The 19,522-nt window shown below is 71.4% G+C and carries 17 protein-coding genes; 10 read left to right on the top strand and 7 right to left on the bottom strand.

Going from position 1 to position 19,522, the window contains the following annotated elements:
- The first annotated feature begins 33 nt into the window (after nucleotides 1-33).
- From AB0M54_RS02465 to AB0M54_RS02455, 3 genes are all read left to right on the top strand, one after another.
- Nucleotides 34-4,638, top strand: coding sequence for a protein kinase (locus tag AB0M54_RS02465; RefSeq protein ID WP_364468717.1), 4,605 nt, complete (start codon nucleotides 34-36; stop codon nucleotides 4,636-4,638).
- A 60-nt stretch (nucleotides 4,639-4,698) separates the two neighbouring features.
- On the top strand, nucleotides 4,699-4,998 hold the full coding sequence (locus AB0M54_RS02460; RefSeq protein WP_364468715.1) for a hypothetical protein: 300 nt from the start codon (nucleotides 4,699-4,701) through the stop codon (nucleotides 4,996-4,998).
- A 111-nt stretch (nucleotides 4,999-5,109) separates the two neighbouring features.
- Nucleotides 5,110-5,847 carry a M50 family metallopeptidase gene (locus tag AB0M54_RS02455; RefSeq protein WP_364314091.1) on the top strand — a complete coding sequence of 246 codons (738 nt, stop codon included), beginning with the start codon at nucleotides 5,110-5,112 and terminating at the stop codon, nucleotides 5,845-5,847.
- Here the strand turns inward: AB0M54_RS02455 and AB0M54_RS02450 are convergent.
- Both AB0M54_RS02450 and AB0M54_RS02445 read right to left on the bottom strand, forming a co-directional pair.
- On the bottom strand, nucleotides 5,833-6,120 hold the full coding sequence (locus AB0M54_RS02450; protein ID WP_364314093.1) for a hypothetical protein: 288 nt from the start codon (nucleotides 6,118-6,120) through the stop codon (nucleotides 5,833-5,835). The genes AB0M54_RS02455 and AB0M54_RS02450 overlap by 15 nt on opposite strands.
- 52 nt (nucleotides 6,121-6,172) lie before the next feature.
- Nucleotides 6,173-7,774 carry an acyl-CoA carboxylase subunit beta gene (locus AB0M54_RS02445; RefSeq protein WP_364314096.1) on the bottom strand — a complete coding sequence of 534 codons (1,602 nt, stop codon included), beginning with the start codon at nucleotides 7,772-7,774 and terminating at the stop codon, nucleotides 6,173-6,175.
- 77 nt (nucleotides 7,775-7,851) lie between these two features.
- On the opposite strand from AB0M54_RS02445, the gene AB0M54_RS02440 reads away from it, so the two are divergent.
- From AB0M54_RS02440 to AB0M54_RS02430, 3 genes are read left to right on the top strand one after another with little or no spacing between them, the layout of a single operon-like run.
- On the top strand, nucleotides 7,852-8,799 hold the full coding sequence (locus AB0M54_RS02440; protein ID WP_364468713.1) for a hypothetical protein: 948 nt from the start codon (nucleotides 7,852-7,854) through the stop codon (nucleotides 8,797-8,799).
- A 31-nt stretch (nucleotides 8,800-8,830) separates the two neighbouring features.
- Nucleotides 8,831-9,655, top strand: a complete 825-nt coding sequence (locus AB0M54_RS02435; RefSeq protein ID WP_364314102.1) for a biotin--[acetyl-CoA-carboxylase] ligase — start codon at nucleotides 8,831-8,833, stop codon at nucleotides 9,653-9,655.
- Between the two features lie 4 nt (nucleotides 9,656-9,659).
- A complete protein-coding gene (locus AB0M54_RS02430; protein WP_364468711.1) occupies nucleotides 9,660-10,241 on the top strand; it encodes a PH domain-containing protein in 582 nt (193 codons plus the stop codon).
- On the opposite strand, the gene AB0M54_RS02425 is transcribed toward AB0M54_RS02430, so the two are convergent.
- Genes AB0M54_RS02425 through AB0M54_RS02415 form a run of 3 tightly spaced genes read right to left on the bottom strand, consistent with a single transcriptional unit; the run spans nucleotide 10,171 to nucleotide 12,077 of the window.
- Complete coding sequence (locus tag AB0M54_RS02425) at nucleotides 10,171-10,731, bottom strand: GtrA family protein (protein ID WP_364314108.1); 561 nt, start codon at nucleotides 10,729-10,731, stop codon at nucleotides 10,171-10,173. The genes AB0M54_RS02430 and AB0M54_RS02425 overlap by 71 nt on opposite strands.
- A 37-nt stretch (nucleotides 10,732-10,768) precedes the next feature.
- Nucleotides 10,769-11,278: a GtrA family protein gene (locus AB0M54_RS02420; RefSeq protein WP_364468709.1), complete on the bottom strand. Its 510-nt coding sequence runs from the start codon at nucleotides 11,276-11,278 to the stop codon at nucleotides 10,769-10,771.
- 52 nt (nucleotides 11,279-11,330) lie between these two features.
- The gene (locus AB0M54_RS02415; RefSeq protein WP_364314114.1) at nucleotides 11,331-12,077 is read right to left on the bottom strand and encodes a sigma-70 family RNA polymerase sigma factor; all 747 of its coding nucleotides are present in this window, start codon (nucleotides 12,075-12,077) and stop codon (nucleotides 11,331-11,333) included.
- 311 nt (nucleotides 12,078-12,388) lie between these two features.
- On the opposite strand from AB0M54_RS02415, the gene AB0M54_RS02410 reads away from it, so the two are divergent.
- Nucleotides 12,389-14,188 carry a phosphoenolpyruvate carboxykinase (GTP) gene (locus AB0M54_RS02410; RefSeq protein WP_364468707.1) on the top strand — a complete coding sequence of 600 codons (1,800 nt, stop codon included), beginning with the start codon at nucleotides 12,389-12,391 and terminating at the stop codon, nucleotides 14,186-14,188.
- A 74-nt stretch (nucleotides 14,189-14,262) separates the two neighbouring features.
- Nucleotides 14,263-15,093: a hypothetical protein gene (locus AB0M54_RS02405; protein ID WP_364314119.1), complete on the top strand. Its 831-nt coding sequence runs from the start codon at nucleotides 14,263-14,265 to the stop codon at nucleotides 15,091-15,093.
- On the opposite strand, the gene AB0M54_RS02400 is transcribed toward AB0M54_RS02405, so the two are convergent.
- Nucleotides 15,090-16,697 (bottom strand): methyl-accepting chemotaxis protein, encoded by a 1,608-nt coding sequence (locus AB0M54_RS02400; protein WP_364314122.1) that lies wholly within the window; start codon nucleotides 16,695-16,697, stop codon nucleotides 15,090-15,092. The two genes, AB0M54_RS02405 and AB0M54_RS02400, sit on opposite strands and share 4 nt — an antisense overlap.
- 70 nt (nucleotides 16,698-16,767) lie before the next feature.
- On the opposite strand from AB0M54_RS02400, the gene AB0M54_RS02395 reads away from it, so the two are divergent.
- Nucleotides 16,768-17,868: an NAD(P)/FAD-dependent oxidoreductase gene (locus AB0M54_RS02395; RefSeq protein ID WP_364468705.1), complete on the top strand. Its 1,101-nt coding sequence runs from the start codon at nucleotides 16,768-16,770 to the stop codon at nucleotides 17,866-17,868.
- 32 nt (nucleotides 17,869-17,900) lie between these two features.
- Nucleotides 17,901-18,671, top strand: coding sequence for an isoprenyl transferase (locus AB0M54_RS02390; RefSeq protein ID WP_364314127.1), 771 nt, complete (start codon nucleotides 17,901-17,903; stop codon nucleotides 18,669-18,671).
- Nucleotides 18,672-18,677: 6 nt separating this feature from the next.
- On the opposite strand, the gene otsB is transcribed toward AB0M54_RS02390, so the two are convergent.
- The gene (otsB, locus tag AB0M54_RS02385; RefSeq protein WP_364314129.1) at nucleotides 18,678-19,484 is read right to left on the bottom strand and encodes a trehalose-phosphatase; all 807 of its coding nucleotides are present in this window, start codon (nucleotides 19,482-19,484) and stop codon (nucleotides 18,678-18,680) included.
- Nucleotides 19,485-19,522: the final 38 nt, after the last annotated feature.

The raw sequence follows: 19,522 nt of genomic DNA, 5'->3' as shown, positions 1-19,522 counted from the left end.
TGCGCCTAGACATGACCGGGTATTTTCTGCGTGATGTCTACTTCCCCCCCGCTCATTGTCGCTGACCGTTACCGGCTCATCGCGCCGCTCGGTCAGGGCGGGATGGGTCGTGTCTGGCGGGCGAACGACGTGGTGCTTCACCGCGAGGTCGCCATCAAGGAGCTCGTGCCGCCGCCGGGGTTGACCCATGACGAGCGGCAGGAGATGCGCGAGCGGTCGCTGCGTGAGGCGCGTGCGATCGCCCGGCTCAACAACGTCAACGTGGTGCGCGTCTTCGACGTGCTGCGTACCGACGCCGACCCCTGGATCGTGATGGAGTACGTCCCGTCACGTTCGCTCCAGGACAAGCTGGCCGCCGACGGGCCCTACCCGGCCGTACGCGCCGCTGAGATCGGTCTTGGGGTTCTCAACGCCCTGCGCGCGGCGCACCGCAACGGCGTCGTGCACCGCGACGTGAAGCCCGGCAACGTGCTGATCGGGTTGGACGGCCGGGTCGTGCTTACCGACTTCGGGCTGGCCACGCTGCCCGGCAACCCCGATGTCACCCGGACCGGCCTGGTGCTGGGCTCGCCGGCGTACATCGCTCCGGAGCGCGCCCGCGACGGCACCGCCGGCCCGGCCGCCGACCTGTGGTCGCTGGGCGCCACGCTGTACGCCGCGGTGGAGGGCTCGTCGCCGTTCGCGCGGCCGTCCGCGATCGCCACGCTGGCCGCCCTGGCCACCGAGAACCCGCCGCCCGCCCGCAACGCCGGCCCGCTCAAGCCGGTGCTCAACGGTCTGCTGCGCAAAGATCCCGCCCACCGCATCGACGCCATCGAGGCCGAGCGCCTGCTCCAGCGGGCCACCGGCCGCCGCTCGAAGCTGTCGTTCCCGATGAGCCCCACGATGCGCCGCCCCGGCGTCGGCCGTGAGCGCTCCGGCCCGCCGGTCGTCCCCGGCCCCACCACCGGCGCGGCGCCGGTCGTCCCCGGTCCGCGCCCGCCGGTCTCCCGCCCGCAACAGCCGCCGGCCGCCTCGGGTGGCACTCCGCCCCGTGGCCGCCCCGTGCCGCCTCCCGTCACTCCCGGTCCGCCGCCGGCTACGGGCCGCCCGGTCTTCGCGCCCGGCAAGGCCTCGGTCAGCCGCCCCACGCCCGAAACTCCCACGCGCCTTGACACCCCGCCGGTAAGAGAAGATCAAATTCCAGGCGGGGGTACGCGCTCACGAGGCTCGACAGGCGCAACAACGGGGCGAGATGGCTCTGCGGCGACACCGGGTCCCGACCCGTCGAGCGCAAATGGCGCGCTTGCTCACGGCACCCGGGGCACGTACGGCACGGTCCCCGGCCCGCAGAGTCCCGCCCACCCCGGTTCCCCGCAGCCTCCGGCGGCCCAGGGTTTCGCCCCCGCGCCGAACCCCGCCGACCAGACCAGCAGCGGCCCACCCCTCTCCGAGGCCGAGGCCGAGGCCCGCCTGGCCGCCGCCTCCCAGCAGTACCTGGCCGCCCAGGAGGCCCGCCGAGCCGCCCGCGGACTCCCACCGTCCCGCCAGCGCCCGACCGCCGAACCGACCACGGTCGTCCACCGCACCCCGTCCCCGCCGGCCACCCCGCAGAGCGCTGCCACGGCCCCCGCGGCCCCGCAGAGCGCCCCCGCGGCCCCGCAGCGCCCGTCGTCGGCCCAGCCGCCGCTGACCACGTCGCCAGCCGGCGCATCAGTCGACACCGGCGCCACCTCAGTGGTGCGCCGCCGCCCCGAGGCGACCCCCACCGACGACCGCACCGCGGCGGTCAGCAGCAGGCCGCCCACCCGCAAAACTCCCGAGAGGGGCGCAGGCGGCCCTCTGGCCGACGAGCCCAACACCCCCGTGGCACAGCCCTCAGAAGCCGCCACGCCCACCAAGCCCGAATCCGCGGACAAGCCCGGCCACCCCGACCCGTCGACCGGCCGAGCCGCAACGCCCGAAGCCAAATCCGCCGCTCCTGCTGCCGACACGGCCGCCCCGGCCGCTCCCGCCGAGACGGCCGCTCCCGCCAATAGGGTCGCTCCCACCGTCGGGACGGAAAGTCCCGGAGTTGAGTCGGCTGCTCCTGCCGCCGAGATGGACGGTCCCGGAGTCAAGTCGGCGGGTTCTGCCGTCGAGGCCGCCGTCGAGGCAGAGGCGAAACCCGCCGCGACGACCAAGGCCGATCGGGCAAAAGCGACCACAGCCAGCGCTCAGCCGGCGGCCGAGACGAGCACGAGGTCGGACGCCGACGCGCTCACCGAGACCAGCGGCAAGGCGGCGGGTAAGGCTGGGCCAGCTGCTGCGACCAGCGCCGAGCCAGCTGCTGCGACCAGTGCCGAGCCGGTGGCCGCGACGGCGGCGGATGTCGTCGATGCGAAGGGCTCGTCGAAGGCCGGCACTCCGACCAAGGACACATCTGAGGCGACAGCGGGCGCTAGCTCAACGACGGAGGCCCCGTCGGCGGGTGTTGTTGGGTCGGAGGGCGTGACTGAAGCAGCGTCGCAGGACGTGGCTGGGTCGCAGGGCGGCGGGTCCGCCTTGGCGGGTCAGGCTCAGTCCACGGATGAGGCCTTGTCGGCCAAGGCTGCGATCGACCCCAAGACTGCCGACGCCAAGACGACCGGCCCAAAGGCGACTGACGCCAAGACGACCGGCCCTGAGACGACCGCCCCCACGACGACTGACGCTGAGACGACCGACGCTGAGACGACCGGCGCGGAGCAGCTCGGTGCCAAGGCGACCGGCGCCAAGGCGACCGAGACTACGAGCGCTGACGAGGGCGGCGTCGGTGCTGCCGACTCATCGCAGGTCACCAGCGGCGCCCAGGCGGCGAAGGTCCCCGAGACGGCGACGGCCGGCTCGACGACGGCCAAGGGCGCTCGGGCGAAGAAGGGGCGTGGCCGCACCGCCGCGGCGAAGGCTGCCGCCACCGCCGGGGCGGCCGGATCCGACGCGACCAGAACGCCCGCCAGCGACAGTGACGTGGCGCAGACGGGCGAGCAGGGCACGGTCGCCGCCGATCCCGCGAAGGCTGCCGCGACCAAGGCAGACAGTGACGGCTCGCCGACGGCCGAAGCGGGCGGGAAGGCTTCTGCCCCCGCGGAGTCCAGGCCGTCCGCAGCCGCGCAGACCGACGCGACGTCGGCCGCTGCATCAGCGGCCGCCGAGCTCGAGACCGCCGAATCCAAGGCGGACCAGTCTGACGCAGCGCAGACCGATGCCGACCTGTCCGACGCGGCGCAGACCAAGGCCGACCAGTCCGACAAGGCGCAGGCCAAGGCCCAGCAGTCCAACGCTGGGGAGACCAAGGCAAATCACGCCGAATCGGATACGGCGTTGGCCGACACGTCCGGCGCGGCGGCCGAAACCGAACCGACCACGCACGCCGCTTCAGCGGCCGGGCCAGCGGTGGCAGCGGCCGCGACGACCGAAAGTCCGACGGCAGGTCAGACCGGCACGGACCAGGCCAAAACGAAAGCCGAGCCCGGGACGGCGAGCAAACCTCAAGCGCCCGCCGACACCAACGCCAGGCTGGCCGCCACCGAGGTCGCCGCTCAGATCAACGAGCGGAGTGGCGCCCAATCCGAGATCTCCGTGCCCGCCGCCCGCAAGCCCGCGTCGGCCGTTGATGGCAAGACGACCGGCAAGCCCGGGTCGGCCGTTGATGGCAAGACGACCAGCGGGCCCGCGTCGGGCGCCGATGACGCGACCGCCCGCACGCCGGTGTCCAACACCGAGGACAAGACGGCCCGGGTCACCACCGCCGCGCTGGCCAACGCCACGCGTAGTGATCTGAGCGGGCTTCCGGATGAGCCGGGTAGCGCGAAGACCGCCGCCGGCACCGCCGTCATCGGGGTGCGGCCGGATCAGACCAGTGACACGCCCTCGTTCCCGCGGTCGAACCGGCCGGCCTGGCAGCCGCTGGTTCCGCCGACGATGCGGTCGCGAGGGGTGACGATCTTCGGCACCACGTTGACGCGGAAGCAGACCGCGATCGGCATCGCCATTCTGGCCGTGATTCTGCTGCTGGTCGTCGTACTCGTGCCGCTTGCCATGGCTGGTGACGAGGAGCCGACCGGAGCGCCGGAGCCGCCCGCGGCGACGGGGAACGTGGCGCCGCCGGCCGGGAACGACGGTGACGCCGAGAACAAGACGCCGCCGGCCACCGGGAAGCCGAGCACACCGCCCGCCACCAAGCCGTCGGCGCAGGTCGTGGTGCCGGCGGGCTGGACCGTCTACAACGGCGACGGATTCTCGGTGGCGTTGCCCAAGGGGTTCAAGGCGCAGCAGCGTGGCTCCGAGGTCTACTTCCAGGACGACACCGAGCATCGCCTGCTGATCATCGACCAGACCGATCAGCCGAAGCCCGACCCGGTCAAGGACTGGGAGGAGCAGGAGGAGGACCGCCGCGGCAACCAGTACCGCGACTACCAGCGGATCCGGCTGGGCGCGATCTCGGGCTACTTCCAGAAGGCGGCCGACTGGGAGTTCACGTACACGACCACGTCGGGGAACCCGCAGCACGCCCAGAAGCGCGGCATCATCGTGAACTCGAAGAAGGCGTTCGGGATCTCGTACTACACGTCGCCGGACAACTGGGACGCCAACAAGGCCGTGCTCCAGCAGATCTACAAGGGGTTCAAGCCGGCGTGATGCGAGTGAACGTCCGATTCACGGGGTACTGATCCGTCCGGACACGGATGGAGGTGCACCATGGTTCGCAGAAAACACGGCAGCATGCCCACACTCGCGTTGTGGATGCTCGTCGCCGTGGCCGACGTGGCAGTGCTTGCCGCGGCTGCCAGTCCGCTGGTGACCGTCCTGGTCATCGCCGCTCTGGTGATCGTGGCCGGCGGCTTCGCCGCTATGCGGTTGATCGGCAATCGCGAAGCCAGCGTGCGGTTGATCGGCAGTCGCGAGACCGGCGTGCGGTTGATCGGCAGTCGCGAAGCCGGTATGCGGATGATCGGCAACCGCGAACCGGCGAGGGCCGTGGCCCGGAGGCGAGCCTGACCCCACCGCGTCGGAGCCGACACCCAAAAAGGTGGGAAGCGGTCAGAAAGTGGATAGCGGTCAGAAGGTCGCACAGCTGGGACCTGGACAGATCGACTACGCTCGCGGGCTGTGTCGATCGACGGTGTGACAAGCATCTGGGACGAGCTGTTCAGCGCCCAGCCCGACCCGCCCGCCCTGCTGGCGCTGATCACCGCGCTGGTGGCGTTGGCCGCGGTGGCCATTCGTCCGGTGTGGCGGATCGCCCGCAACGCGGTGACCATCGCGCACGAGGGCGGCCATGCGCTGGCCGCGTTGCTCACGGGGCGCCGGCTGCGGGGGATCCGGCTGGAGTTCGACACCTCCGGCCTCACGCTGTCGGCGGGGCGGCCGACCGGGCCGGGCATGATCTTCACGCTGCTGGCCGGTTACATCGCGCCGTCGCTGGTGGGGCTGGCCGGCGCCTGGATCCTGGGTGGGAACCGGATCACGCTGCTGCTGTGGCTGGCCATCGTGCTGCTGCTGCTCATGCTGATCAACATCCGGAATGTGTTCGGCGTGATCTCGCTGCTGGTCACCGGCGCGATCGTGTTCGCCGTGTCCTGGTACGCGTCGCCCCAGGTGCAGGCCGCGTTCGCCTACGTGGGGGTGTGGTTCCTGCTGGTCGGGGGCGTGCGGCCGGTCGGTGAGCTGCAGAAGTTGCGGCGGCGGGGGCGGATGCCCGAGTCCGACGCCGATCAGCTGGCGCATCTCACGCGCGTACCCGCGGTCATGTGGGTCGGGTTCTTCTATCTGGTGACGATCGCGGTGCTGGTGGTCGGGGCGTTCATGCTGGCCGGGCAGTGGTTGCCGGAGCTATCGGCGAGCTGAGGGGGACGGTGACGGCGCCGGCCTCTCGGACGATGCCGGCGCGTCGCGGGCGCTCCAGGTGACCAGCACGAAGAGGATCGCGGCGGCCACGACGCCCCACTTGATCAGCTTGCCGAGGTTTCCCCAGTAGAGGGCGCGCGCCTTGGGGACGCTACCCTTCGCTCCCTTGAGGAGGACACGCGATGCGCGGAAGCCGCTCCACACGTAGCCGAGTCCGAACACCGCGATGCCCACGAGGATGGCCGTGAGCAGGGACATCGAGCTCAAAGACATGCGGTATAGGGTGCGCGCGTCCTAACGCATTGTCACTAGCCCGAATGGTCGGTCACAGTGGGATGTTTCCATGTTTCTTCGGCGGTAGCGTCTCGCGCTTGGTCCGGAGGGCCCGCAGCGCCCGGGTGACCTGAGCGCGCGTCCGGGCCGGGGCGATGACCGCGTCCACATAGCCGCGTTCGGCCGCGATGTAGGGGTTGGCCAGCGTGTCCTCGTACTCCTGGATGAGCTCGGCGCGCCGGGAGGCGGGGTCGTCGGCGGCGGCCAGCGTGGAACGGTAGAGGATGTTCACCGCGCCCTGGGCGCCCATCACGGCGATCTGCGCGGTCGGCCAGGCGAAGTTCATGTCGGCACCGAGGTGCTTGGAACCCATCACGTCGTACGCGCCGCCGTACGCCTTCCGGGTGATGACGGTGACCTTGGGGACCGTCGCCTCGGCATACGCGTAGATCAATTTGGCCCCGCGCCGGATGATGCCGTCCCACTCCTGGCCGGTCCCGGGCAGGAAGCCGGGCACGTCCACGAAGGTCAGCACGGGCAGGTTGAACGCGTCGCAGGTGCGCACGAACCGCGCCGCCTTCTCGGACGCCGCGATGTCCAGCGTGCCGGCCAGGTGCATGGGCTGGTTGGCCACGACGCCGACCGGTCGCCCCTCGACCCGCCCGAAGCCGACCACGATGTTCTGCGCGTACAGCGGCTGCACCTCGAGGAAGTCTTCCACCACCGCCTCGATCACGGTCTTGATCTCGTAGGGCTGGTTGGCCGAGTCGGGGATCAGGGTGTCGAGGGCGAGGTCGGCGGGGGACGGGTCGAGGTCGGCGTCGAGGGGGTAGGTGGTCGGTTCGTCCAGGTTGTTGCTGGGCAGGTACGACAGGAGCGCGCGCACGTAGTCGATGGCGTCCTCTTCGTCCGACGCCAGATAGTGCGCGTTGCCGCTGCGGCTGTTGTGGGTACGCCCGCCGCCCAGTTCCTCCATGCCGACGTCCTCGCCGGTGACCGTGCGGATCACGTCGGGACCGGTGATGAACATGTGCGAGGTCTGGTCGACCATCACGGTGAAGTCGGTGATCGCCGGCGAGTAGACCGCGCCGCCCGCGCAGGGGCCCATGATCAGGGAGATCTGCGGGATGACACCGCTGGCCCGTACGTTGCGGAAGAAGATGTCGGCGTACAGCCCGAGCGCGACCACCCCCTCCTGGATGCGCGCGCCGCCCGAGTCGTTGATCCCGATGATCGGGCAGCCGATCTTCATGGCCAGGTCGAGCACCTTGACGATCTTCTCGCCGAAGACCTCGCCGAGCGAGCCGCCGAAGACCGTGAAGTCCTGGGAGAACACGCACACCTGCCGGCCGTCGATGGTGCCGTGGCCGGTGACCACGCCGTCGCCGTACGGCCGGTTCTGCTCGAGCCCGAAGGCGGTCGACCGGTGCCGGGCCAGCTCGTCCAGTTCCACGAAGGAACCCTCGTCGAGCAGCAGCGCGATGCGTTCGCGGGCGGTCTTCTTGCCGCGGGCGTGCTGTTTCTCGATCGCGCGTTCCGAACCGGCGTTCGCCGCCTCCTGGATGCGCCGGTCGAGGTCGGCGAGCTTGCCGGCCGTGGTGTGCACGTCGATCTGCTGCTCGCCCGGGGTGGGGGCGTCCTGCTGGAGGGTCACGAGGTGATCGTATCCAGACCGTTCGGAGGATGGGACGGTGGCGTTTCGTACCGAATGCCCTATTCGTTACTCCACCCGTGACGAACTGGATGACCACGGCCGGCCTCGCCCTGATCGCCGGGGGAATCGCCACCCTGATCGGGTTCCGGCACGTCCTCTGGGGTGGCGGCGGGGTCGAGGCCCGGGGCGAGCGGCGACGGGGCGGGTCGACGATCACGGTGCCGGCGCAGATCCGGGCCCGCCGCCGGCGGCAGGTGCTGGCCGCCCTGCCCGCGGCGCCCACCCGAGCCGCGATCGAAGCGCCGCCGGCCCCGATCGACGTGCCGAGAGTCCCGATCGAGCTGCCGCGGGAGGGAAAGCGGGAGGGAAAGCGGCCGGGAGTCCCGACCGGGCTGCCGCGGGAGGCAAAGCGGGAGGGAAAGCGGGAGGGAAAGCGGCCGGGGAAGGACGGACCGACCCACGCCGTCAAGGGCCGCTTCCGGCCGCGCAACGGGGTGGTCGACGAGCCGACCAGCGCGTTGGCAGCCATGCCCGCCGCCGAGCAATCGGCGCCGAAGCAGCGCCCGATCCGCGAGGGCGACCGGATCGAGGGCTGGGTGCGCCCGGAGTACCAGGACGAGGAGCCGGCGTCGGGCGACTACTGGACGCCGATCCCGGACGAGTCGTACGGCTGGCCGACCCCGGTCGAGCGCCTGCCCCAGGCCCCGGTGCACCCGTCCCGTTTCGACCCGATCGACGAACCGGAGCCGACCGGAAGCCTGCGGTTCGGCCCCGTCGACCAGCCGGAGCAGCCGAGGGTCGTGCCGCAGTGGCCGCCGGCGCAACCGGCCGGTCGCATCGAGCTGCCGCGCCACTGGTCCACGCACAACGTCCAGCCCCGGGCGGTAAGGCGGGCCGGAACTGAGCCGGGCGAGCCGGAGACCCCGCCACGCAGCCGCCCGCGGCCCCGGCCCCGCCCGTCGGCGAACACCCAGCCGGAGCGCAGCAACGTCTACCGGAGCAGGCACGCCGCCGACCCGGGCTGAGCCGGCGACGCCCCGGAGCTAGCCTGAGCGGATGTCCTCGCCGTACCGGGATCTGGAGCGCCCGCCGCTCAGCCAGCGCAGCCTCGAGCGCGCGCTCGTCGTGCCCGGCGGCCTGTGGCGCCGCCTGGACATCCGGGCCCGGACCGGGTCGACCAACGCCGACGCCACCGAGGCCGCCCTGGCCGGCGAGCCGGAGGGCCTGGTCGTGGTGGCCGAGGAGCAGACCGCCGGGCGTGGCCGGCGGGACCGGGGCTGGGTCTCACCGCCGCGGGCCGGGCTCACGCTCAGCGTGCTGCTGCGCCCGGGCGACGTGCCCAGCCGCAGCTGGGGCTGGCTGCCGCTGCTGGCCGGGGTCGCGCTGCGCGAGGCGGTCCACCGGATCACCGAGCTGGACGCCGACCTGAAGTGGCCGAACGACCTGCTGGTGCATGATGCGAAGTGCGCCGGGATCCTGGCCGAGGTGGCCGGCGACGCGGTCGTGGTCGGCCTCGGGCTGAACGTGACCACCCGGGTCGACGAGTTGCCGCCGGTCACCGGGCTGCCGGCCACCTCCCTGCAGATCGCCGGGGCCAAGAGCGCCGACCGCGATCCGCTGCTCAAGGCCCTGCTGCGGAGCCTGGCCCAGTGGTATTCGGGCTGGCGCGAGGCCGGTGGCGACGCCGAGATGTGCGGGCTGCTGGCCGCGTACCGCCGAGGGTGTTCGACGATCGGGCGGGACGTGCGGGTGTCCCGGCCGGCCGGGGGCGACCTGGTCGGCGCCGCGGTGGACGTGGACGCCGACGGGCAGTTGGTGGTCCGTTCGGCTGACGGCGCCGAGAACCGTGTCTCGGCCGGTGACGTGCGACACGTACGCTGACCGCGTGCCTTTCCCGGACGACGTCCTGACCGAGGAGGAAGAGGTCGTCCTCCACCTCCGCCCCCATGCCAAGGCGGCCGTGCCACCGGCCCTCGCGCTGCTGTTCTCGCTGGCCGTGACCATCGTCGCGTGGGTGATGCTGCCCGACAACGACGGCGGGCTGATCGGCGTCTGCGTGGTCGGCGCGCTGGCCCTCTTCATCGCCCTGACCAAGGGCGTCGCGCCGCTGGTGGTCTGGCGGTGCACGCATTACGTGTTCACCGACGAGCGGGTGCTCACCCAGGAGGGCGTGCTGACCCGGGAGCGGCGGGACGTGCCCCTGGCCCGCGTGAACGACCACGTGGTGCGGCAATCACTGTGGGACCGCATGTTCGGGTGCGGCACGATGACCGTCGACTCGATCGGCGACACCGCGCTGGTGCTGAAGTCGGTGCCGCGGGTGCAGGAGTTGCAGACCACCCTCTACGAGCTGATCGAAGAGGACCACCTGCGCGAGGACGAGGAGGACGACGAGCTCAGCGACGCTCCGCCCGCTCCTGCTCCTCCAGCTCAGAAAGCTGCGCGTCGAAGTCTTCCTCGGCGCTGAGCTCGGCCAGCCCGGCGGCCACGTCCATCTCGGCGATCGCGGCCTCGTGGCCGTCCACCGGCGGCTTCAGGAACACGAACGTGCGGTACGCCCAGAAGCGGAACAGCGTCGCCACCCCGGCCGCGAACAGGGTCACACCCATGAGCAGCCACCGGTGGTCGGTCTCGGTGAGCCCGAAGCCGTACTTGGCCACCGCCACCGACCCCGACTGGATCACCATGCCGACCAGGTTGAAGCCGAAGAACAGCGCGTACTCACGCCGGAGCGCGGTCTTCGTGTGGTGGCGGTAGGTCCAGTACCGGTTGGCGAAGTAGGCCAGCGTGGTGGTGACCACGGTGGCGATGACGGTCGCCTTGACGGCGCCGATCGGCATCGCGACATAGGTGATCGCGAAATACAGGGCGGCGTTGGCCGCGCCGATGACCCCGAAGGCGAAGGCCTCGGGAGCGATCCGGCGCAGTCGTTCCGTCAGCATGCGGGCTGAAGGCATTCGGCAACCTTACGGGGAAGGGGACGCGGGAGAGGGGTCACGATCGCGTGACTGAAGCCGAAGTCACAGGCGAGGCGCCGTCATCGACATCGGCCGGGAAGACGAAACGGCGGTACGACCAGAAGCGGAACAGGGTGCCCAGCGCCGTGCCGACCAGCTGGCCGGAGATGTTGTCGGCGGCCTGGGTCTGCAGAACCGGCCAGACGTCGCCGAGCAGGTTGTGGGTGATCGTCAGGCAGGCCAGGCTGATGCCCAGCCCGACGCCGTTGATCACGAAGAACAGGGTGTATTGCCGGGCCATGTGGGTGTGCCGGCTGTTCCGCCAGGTCCAGAACCGGTTGCCCAGGAACGCGACGGTCGTGGCGACCAGCATCGAGATCGTCTTGGCGACCCGGCTCTCGGTGTCGGCGCTGAGCAGCAGGTTGAAGATCGCCAGGTCGATCAGGAACGCGACGCCGCCCACCGCGCCGAACTTGCCCACCTCGCGGATCAGGCCGAGCAGCCGTTCTCGCAGCGTGTGCTGCGGCTGCGGCGAGGTCTCGGGCACGCGTTCGAGAGTACCGGCGGTCGTCAGGGGTCGCCGTTGTCGTGAGCGACTCTTAACAGGTCGGTGCTGAATGGTGACGTTGCCTATACGGGGGGTAGCGAACCGTGTCCACCTCTGTCAGTTCGGCGGCCTTCGATCGGCACGACGCGCAGCCGTTCAGATGGGCCGCGACCCGCACCGCCTCGCGGGGCGCGAGCCGCCCGCGGACGTGCCCGCTGAGCCGTTCGCCGGTGAACCGGCACTGCGGATGATCGGCGACCGCGACGTGTTGTTGCAGGTAGAGGCCGCGCAAGCCCTCGCGGGCACGGTGCGCCAGGACGGCCACGGCATTCGGGGTGAGGCCGAGCCGGGGAGCGATCTCGGCCGGCCCGGCGCCCTCGACCTCGGTCATCCATAGCACGTCCCGCCAGCGCGCGGGCAGCTGCTGGAAGGCCTGGGCGGCGTAGGTGCGCTCCAGCCGTTCCAGGGTAGGGTCGAGGAACGGCTCGCCGGCGTCGTACCGGGTCAGGTCGTCGGTGAACTCGAGGCGGCGGTCGCGCCGGGCGCGGTGGTAGCAGACGTGCCTGAGGGTGGTGGCCAGGTACGCGCGGAAGGCGGCGAGCGGGCCACGGCCGGCCCGCAGGGTGGCGAAGACCCGGGCGAAGGTCTCGGCGACCAGATCGTCGGCCTCGGCCGGATCGCGGGTCAGCGAGTACGCGAGTTGCCGGGCCGCGTCGCGGTGCCGCTGGTAGAGCGTCCCGTACGCCGCGGTGTCGCCACCCCGCACCGCCGCGAGCAGATCGGAGTCCGTGTCGTCCATGCCCGCGATCGTCATTCCTGCCTCCTGAGCCGGGAGCGAGAGGAAAGCCCGATTAGCAGACAGCTTAGGGCGTTAAGTCCGATTTGTGAAAGTGCCCTCGGCGAGGCGAAATGAACGGCTTGTTGCGCGGAACTGCGCTCAGCATTGAAGGAACGATAGGTAACGAGCACGGACGCCGAAGATTGTGTGGTTATCCACAGCTACAGCCGATGAACTGAACGTGTTAGCGGCTTAGTCTGACGTGACTCCAAGAACGCGGCCGCCCACACGGCCCGCTTCGCCATTGGTCAGAGCCGACCGAAGGAGATCACGTGCCTGATGCGCCGACCGCCCACAAGAGACTCCTGAGCTGGATCGACGAGGTAGCCGCCCGCACCACCCCCGACCGAGTGGTCTGGTGTGACGGCTCCGACGCCGAATGGACGAGGATCACCGACGAGCTGGTCGAGAGCGGCGCGCTGGTGCGGCTCGACCCGAGCAAGAAAGAACGTTCTTTCTGGGCCCGCACCGACCCCGGTGACGTCGCCCGGGTCGAGGAGCGCACGTTCATCTGCTCCGCCGACGAGGCGGACGCCGGGCCGACCAACAACTGGATGGCGCCGGCCGAGATGAAGTCGGTGATGACCGAGCTCTACACCGGCTCCATGACCGGCCGGACGATGTACGTCGTCCCGTTCTGCATGGGCCCGCTGGACGCGCCCAACCCGATGTTCGGCGTCGAGCTGACCGACAGCCCGTACGTGGTCGCCTCGATGAAGATCATGACCCGGATGGGCAGCGCGGTGCTGGAAGCGATGGGCGACGACGCGCCGTTCGTCCCGGCGCTGCACTCGGTCGGCGCACCGCTCGCGCCCGACCAGCAAGACGTGCCCTGGCCCTGCAACGAGGCGAAGTACATCTCGCACTTCCCGGAGACGCGGGAGATCTGGTCGTACGGATCGGGCTACGGCGGCAACTCGCTGCTCGGCAAGAAGTGCTTCGCGCTGCGGATCGCCAGCGTGGCCGCCCGGGACGAGGGCTGGCTGGCCGAGCACATGCTGATCATGAAGCTGACCTCGCCCGAGGGCCGGGTCCGGTACATCGCCGGCGCCTTCCCCTCGGCCTGCGGCAAGACCAACCTGGCCATGCTCGAACCGACGCTGCCGGGCTGGAAGGTGGAGACGGTCGGTGACGACATCGCCTGGATGCGGTTCGGCTCCGATGGCCGGCTGTGGGCCACCAACCCGGAGTACGGGCTGTTCGGCGTCGCCCCGGGCACCGACTTCCACACCAACCCGAACGCGATGCGGACGCTGGCCCGCGGCAACTCGGTCTTCACCAACGTCGCCCTGACCGACGACGGCGACATCTGGTGGGAGGGCATGGGCGAGCCGCCGGCCCACCTCACCGACTGGCGTGGCCAGGACTGGACGCCCGCCTCGGACGCGCCGTCCAGCCACCCCAACAGCCGGTTCTGCACGCCGATCGAGCAGTGCCCGATCCTCGCGCCGGAATACGACGACCCGCGTGGCGTACCCATCGACGCGATCCTCTTCGGCGGGCGCCGCCGCACCACGATCCCGCTGGTCAGCGAGGCCCGCGACTGGACCCACGGGGTCTACCTGGGCGCGACGCTGTCGTCCGAGACCACCGCCGCCGCGGTCGGGCGGACCGGCGTGGTGCGCCGCGACCCGATGGCCATGCTGCCGTTCATCGGCTACCACGCCGGCGACTACTTCCAGCACTGGCTGGACATGGCCAAGGGCGCGTCCGGCGACGAGGCCAAGCTGCCCAAGGTGTTCTACGTCAACTGGTTCCGGCGCGGCGACGACGGCCGCTTCCTGTGGCCCGGCTTCGGCGAGAACACCCGGGTCCTGAAGTGGATCTGCGAGCGGCTCGACGGCGGCGGCGAGGCGGTCGAGACCCCGGTCGGCCACGTGCCCACGCCCGAGGCGCTCGACCTGACCGGCCTCGACGTCCCGCGCGCCGACGTGGCGGCCGCGCTGGCCGTGGACCGGGCCGAGTGGGAGGCCGAGCTGCCCCAGATCACCGAGTGGTTCGAGCGCTTCGGCGACAAGCTGCCGGCCGTGCTGTGGTCCGAGTTGGACGCGCTGCGCGCCCGGCTCGCCTAACCAGCAGTGGTAGCCCAGGGCGGCTTTCGCTCGCCGAATACCGCTCTGGGCTACCACTACTTACGCTGGCGGGCATGACGGTCGAGAGCAGCGTGCGCCCGGTCGCGGTCCGTGCGCTGACCTGGTTGCTGGCGGCGACGGCGGCGGCCACGGTGGTGGTCGAGCTGCTCAACTTCTGGTACGCCCCGGAGCCCGGCCTCGGGCTCTGGGTGCGGACCGGGTGGGCGCTGCTGCGTACCCTCGGATGGTTGATCTTGATCGCGCAGGTCCGCCGGGGCCGGGCCGGCGCCCGGCCGTTCGGGCTGATCCTGGCCGTCACGACCATCTTCGCGGTGGGCCGGCTGGTGGTGCCCCAGACCGGCGCCCCGGTGTTCGCGGGCGTCGTCGGGTTCGGCGTGCTCGTGGTGCTCTGCGTGAGCGTGGTGGCGCTGCTCTACCGGCATCCCGCGGTCGGCGAGCACCTGGTGCGGCACCCGCGCAAGGTGACGTTCGGGCGCGACGGCCTCACCTGGGACGAGGGCGCGCCACGCCGGGAGGTCAGCGGCTGGCTGATGACCGCGCGGGTGTCGGCCTTCACCTACAGCCCGCTGATGCTGGTGCCGTGCCTGATCTCGGTCGGTGAGCTGGGCGACAAGCCGGAATACCTGCTGGCCGTGATCTTCTGGTTCGTGGCCGGGTTCGGTGTCAGCTACGTCGTGCTGCTGACCACGTTCTTCCTGCTCCGGGGCAAGCGGTTCGCGCGGGTGGTGCTGGCCTGGGCCGGCGCCGCGGTGCTGCTGATCGACCTGCCGCTGTGCTACCTGCTGCTCGGCCTGGACGGGCTGGTCCGCGACGGCGCGCCCCTCGTGGTGGCGGTCGCCCTGTCCTCGTACGCCTTGATCCGGACGAGAAACGACCGGCCCTAGACCCGGAAGGTCCCGACCAGGTTCTGCAGCTCGGCCGACATCCGGGCCAGCTCCTCGGCGGCGGTCTGGGTCTCGGACACGCTCTCGGTGGTGACCCGGGTGGTGGTGGCCAGCGTGTCGATGCCGGTCGCGATCTCGCCGACGCTGGTGGCCGCCTCGCCGACGCCACGGTTCATCTCGGCCGTCGTGGCGGTCTGCTCCTCCACGGCCGCCGCGATCGTGGTCTGGTAGTCGCTGATCTTGGTGATCACCATGTCGATCTCGCCGATCGCGGTGATCGCCGTGCCGGTGTCGGCCTGGATCGCGGTGACCCGGGCGCCGATGTCCTCGGTCGCCCGCGCGGTCTCCTGGGCCAGGTCCTTCACCTCGGACGCCACCACCGCGAAACCCTTGCCCGCGTCGCCGGCCCGGGCCGCCTCGATGGTGGCGTTCAGGGCGAGCAGGTTGGTCTGTTCGGCGATCGCGGTGATCAGCTTGATCACGTTGCCGATCTCGGCCGACGACTCGCCCAGCTTGGTGACCGTCTCGTTGGTGGTCTGAGCCATCTGCACCGCCTGACCGGCGACCGCGGCGGCCTGGTTGGCGTTCTCCGCGATCTCCCGGATCGACGCGCCCATCTCCTCGGCGCCGGCCGAGACCGTGTCGACGTTGCGGCGGATCTCCTCGGCCGCGGTCGCGATCCGGGTCGCCTGGTCGCTGGCCCGGCCCGCGCTGCCGCCGATCTGCGTGCTGGTGGCCGAGAGCTGGGTCGCCGCGCTGGACAGTGACTGCGACGCGGTGCCGAGCGTCTGCACGGTCTCGCGCATGCTGCTCGTGGCCCGGTTCAGCGAGCCGGCCATCCGGCCCACCTCGTCGTTCGAGCGCACCTCGACGACGCCGGTCAGGTCGCCGTCGGCCACCTCGGCCAGCGTGGAGTTGACCTCGCTCAGCGGCCGGGTGATCCGGATGATGGTCAGCGCGCCGAGCCCGACGGCGAGCAGCAGGCCGGCGAGCATGCTGATGATCACCAGGTTGCGGCTCACCGTGTAGGTGCGGTGCGCGCTGGCCGCGGCGTCCGACGCGTACGACTCCTCGATCGACCGCAGGTCGGCGAATGCCTGCTTGACCCCGACGACCAGCGGCGCCGCGCTCTCGTTGTAGGCCCGCTCGAACCGGGGGTGGTCACTGTCCAGGGCGGCCGGGATGAGCTGGTCATCGCGGACCTGACGGTACGACTGAAGGGCCTGCCGCAGCCGGTTCACCGCGCCCTCCTGGGCGGGCTCCAGCCCGAGCGCCCGATAGGCCGCCATGCCGGCGTCGACCTGCTTGGCCGCCGCCAGGGAGGCGTCCCGCTGCCGCTCGGCGCCGGCCCTCGTGGTCGCGATGTTCGACAGCGCCAGCGCGAAGAGCGCGTCGTCGAACGACCCCTGGGTCGCCGCCAGCTGCATCGCCGGCTGGAGATTCTCGGCATAGATGGCGTTGGCGTTGGTGTCGACCCGGCTCAGGCCGACGATGCCGAACGTACCGGCCGCCAGCCCGGCGAGCAGGGCCAGGCCCAGGGCCAGGCCGATCTTGACGCCGACCCGGAGGTTCCCGAACCATCGACCACCAGTCAAAGAAGCCACCGATCAACTATCGGACAAGGGCCGGGTGGGACGGGGCGATATGGCGATGATTCGTGGGTATCCGAGGCGGGTGGACTTCGACGTGGTGGTGGTCGGCGCCGGACCGGCCGGCGCCACCGCGGCGATCGCCGCTCGCCGGCGCGGCGCCGGCGTGCTCCTGCTGGACCGGGCCGATTTCCCGCGGGACAAGCCGTGCGGGGACGGCATCGCCGCCGAGGCGCTCGACGTGCTGGCCGGCCTCGGCGTCACCGGCCTGGACGAGGGCTATTCGCCGGTCGAGCGGCTGCGGCTGATCGGGCCGGGCGGCGCGGCGGTGGACCGGCCCCTGCCCCGGCCGGCGCACACCGTGCCGCGCCTGGTCTTCGACGAGCGGCTGGTGCGGGCGGCGGTGGCGGCGGGCGTCGAGTTCCGCCGGCACACCGTGCGTGAGCTGCGGCGGGAGGGCGGCCGCACGGTGCTCGACGGGCTGATAACGGCCGGGACGGTGATCGGGGCGGACGGCGCCGGCTCGACCGTGCGGCGGCTGTGCGGGCGGCGGCCCAACCCGCCGGGACACGTGGCGTTCGCGATCCGCGGCTACGCGCCGGCGACCGGCGCCGAACAGGTGATCATGACCACGGAGGCGCGCTGGCCGGCGTACGCGTGGTCGTTCCCGATCGGCGACGGCACCGCCAACGTCGGGTACGGCGAGGTCCTGCGCGGGGCGCCGCTCAGCCGCGCGTACCTCCTGGACCGCCTGGCGACGATGCTCGGCGTGACCGGAGCACAGCACGTGCGCGCCCACCACCTGCCGCTGTCGACCCATCGGCCGCCGCCCGCCGACGGCCGGGTGCTGCTGGCCGGCGACGCCCTCTCGCTGATCAACCCGCTGACCGGCGAGGGCATCTTCTACGCCGTGCTCTCCGGCGCGCTGGCCGGCGCGGCCGCCACCACCGCCGACCCGGGCCGCGCCTACACCCGCGCCCTGCGCGCCCGGCTCGGCCGTCACCTGCGTCACTCCGGCTTCGCGACCTTCCTCACCCGGCGGCCGTCGATGGTCGACGCGGCGGTCCGGGCGGCGGCCAAGGACCAGGCGGTCTTCGCCCGGATGACCGATCTGGGACTCGCTGACGGTCTTTTCGACTTTCGCACGATCGGTCGGATCGGCCGGGAACTGTACCGCCCCACTTGAGCGCTGGCGCGGGATGACTAGGCTTTGGGGCGATGAATCTGCGGTCCCTCATCTACTCGTTCTACGAACGGCGGCTGGCCAGGAAGCTGGCAGGCATGCCGGTGCCGCAGCATGTCGGCGTCATGTGCGACGGCAACCGTCGCTGGGCCCGCGAGATGGGCTTCGTCGACCCCAACGACGGCCACCGGGTCGGCGCGTCCCGCATCAAGGAGCTGCTCGCGTGGTGTGACCAGGCGACCATCAAGCACGTCACGCTCTACCTGCTCGCCACCGACAACATGCGCCGGCCGGCGGCCGAGCTCGACCCGCTGCTGACCATCATCGAAGACCTCGCCACCGAGCTGGCCGAAGAGGGCAACCCCTGGCGGTTGCGGATGGTGGGGGCGCTCGACGTGCTGCCCGCCACCACGGCCGCGGCGATGAAGGCGGCGCAGGAGAAGACCCGCAAGCGCACCGGCGGCGTCGAGGTGAACATGGCGGTCGGCTACGGCGGCCGGCGCGAGATCGCCGACGCCGTGCGGTCGCTGCTGCACGAGCAGGCGGCGGCCGGCCGGACCATCGAGGAGATGGCCGAGATCCTCGACGTCGAACACATCGCCGAACACCTCTACACCCGCGGTCAGCCCGACCCTGACCTGGTCATCCGCACCAGCGGCGAGCAGCGGTTGTCCGGCTTCCTGCTCTGGCAGTCGGCGCACTCGGAGTTCTACTTCCACGACGCCAACTGGCCCGACTTCCGCCGCATCGACTTCCTGCGGGCCCTGCGGTCCTACGGCACCCGCCAGCGCCGCTACGGCGCTTAGCCCGATCTAGAAGTGCCGCAGGCCCTCGCGGAGGAAGTCGGCCACCGCGACCGGTGACTCCAGCGTCAGGTCGGCCGCGCTGGACACCTCGGCGCCCGTCTCGGGGTTGGCCACGGCCACACACATGCCGAAGAAGCCGGGGTCGACCGCCTCGCGCGCGCGCAGCGCGTCGAACGCCTTGATGTCGCTCATGTCGTCGCCGAAATACCAGGCGCAGCCGGCCGCCTTGACACCCTCGCTGATCACCATGCCCTTGTCCTGGTCGACCGGGGGCTTCAGCTCGGACACCATGCGCCCGCCCTGGATCCGCAGGCCCAGCGCCTCGGCCTGCTCGTGGGCCCAGCGCCCGACCGCGGTCGCGAGCTGGGGCGCCGTGCGGTAATGCAGGGCGACCGAGAGCCGCTTGTACTCGACCAGGATCTGCGCCGGAAGCTCGGTTCGCGCGCGCTCGGCCAGGTCGGACATGGCCGGCACCCAGGGCAGGGCGGCCGGCTCGGTGACCACCTCGCCCTCGTGCCACACCTCGAGCCCGTAGAGCCCGTAGAGGTCGACCCGAGCCAGCCGCTCGAAGCGGGACCGCAGGAAGCTCACCGGGCGGGCGGACACGATGGCCACCCGGTCGACCACCCCGGCCAGGTCGTCGAGCACCGCCAGGACGGAGGGGACCGGCTGGGAGGCGTCGGGGTCGTCGGTGACGGGGGAGAGGACACCGTCGAAGTCGAAGAAGAAGGTGGAGTCCTTGGCGCGCTCGGCGGTGAAGCGCCAGGCATCGTCGGGGGCTGGTGGATGAGAGGGACGTGCGGTCTCTGCCACGACCCTCAGACTACCCGTACAGCCGGGTGGTTCATGCA

It is taken from the genome of Actinoplanes sp. NPDC051470, from assembly GCF_040682035.1.
Taxonomy (GTDB): Bacteria; Actinomycetota; Actinomycetes; order Mycobacteriales; family Micromonosporaceae; genus Actinoplanes.
The sequence above is the reverse complement of the archived record's forward strand: the minus strand, read 5'-3'. Positions and strand labels throughout refer to the sequence as shown.